General features: G+C 43.8%; 2 protein-coding genes. Both read right to left on the bottom strand.

Annotated elements, in window-relative coordinates; genetic code table 11:
* Nucleotides 1-314 (bottom strand): hypothetical protein (locus J5224_RS28415; RefSeq protein WP_264628451.1); only part of this gene is annotated, 314 nt, incomplete at its 3' end.
* Between the two features lie 401 nt (nt 315-715).
* Nucleotides 716-985 (bottom strand): PAAR domain-containing protein, encoded by a 270-nt coding sequence (locus J5224_RS28410; RefSeq protein ID WP_264628450.1) that lies wholly within the window; start codon nt 983-985, stop codon nt 716-718.
* Nucleotides 986-1,274 lie beyond the last annotated feature (289 nt).

The raw sequence follows: 1,274 nt of genomic DNA, 5'->3' as shown, positions 1-1,274 counted from the left end.
CAGAAATTATCGATACTGCTACCTAAATAATTTTGCACAATCAATTGTGTGCCATTTTCAGACCACATAGTTTTTGAAACCAGGGGATGACTGGTTAAATCTTTCTTTAGAAAGTATACAGCTTTATCAGTTAGTTTTTCATCTCTGATGATAAGCTTCTCCATGGCTTTTTTTTTGCTTTTAGCTGTCAAAAACCAATCAACACGTTGCCCTCGGTAAATATTATCCAAGCTTGAAATTTGTTGAAAAATACCCAGTATGGCCCCAATCTCAGCACCAATAACCTTCATATAGATATTAAATTCAATTCGCATTATTTAACGCCTTAAGGTGTATGGCATGTTTTAATACTTTTAAAGTTGATTAATCGGTTTGAAAAATACTCAAAACTCATCGGTTGCATAAAATGCCAATGGCACTGAGGCATTTTACCACAAAGGTCGATTGCGTTTTGCTGCCTATTTACCTGAGAAAGTATAGCGTCAGCTAGCGTCCGAGTAGTGCATAAGCACCACAAACCATCAGCCAATAGTCACACGTCCACCGCCGATCATGACACTATCATGGCGGATATTGGCGAGTGACTTACGCCCGGTATCAAAAGATATTCGTCAATTATCGTGCGCAGTGTTTGTTCACAGCGGCCATTCCTTGCTTTGATAAATGATGGAGTATCACTTGTCCTGTTTCATGTGAAATTATTACCCTGTAATCACTACTTACGGTTGTAATTCCCCGCACATGAGGATGACACGCTACAGCCACAGGCCAGTTTCCCTGGCTCAAATATCATGGGGCGTCCATTCTGAACCGCTGCACCATCACCGCCTGAAACCAGCGGAAACGTTCCTTTGTGGGTAGGACATACTGCGTTATCGCCAAGCAGACACTGCGGAACGCCATTAACAGGAAAGCCACTGGCTTCAATCATTTTTCCTCCACCTGAATGGGCATCCCCCAGGCGAATGGCACCACGTCCTGACATAGACTTTCTCCTTCGTTACACCGCACCGTCAATTTTATCTACCATCGCAACCGAGTTTCTTGCGCATCTGGTATCTCATGATAGCGGCTACCTGTTCTGACTGATCGTTATAAGCCCTGTCCACATTCTCACACCGTTTCGGCTGTGGTGGTGGCGTATCGCTTTTGAGCGTTCCCCATGCCACATAGAGAGAGAAAACGACTATCACGGGTAGCACCAACCACAAAAATATTCTGGTCTTACAGCGGTAAAGTTCGTCCCATATACTCTCTTTATTGACACAGCGCCT

The sequence above is a fragment of the Candidatus Symbiopectobacterium sp. NZEC135 genome (assembly GCF_025962695.1).
This window is presented reverse-complemented; position numbering and strand designations above follow the sequence as displayed.

Coding starts and splice junctions, on each gene's coding strand:
- J5224_RS28410 (WP_264628450.1), bottom strand. CDS start 985: ATGTCAGGACGTGGTGCCATTCGCCTGGGGGATGCCCATTCAGGTGGA.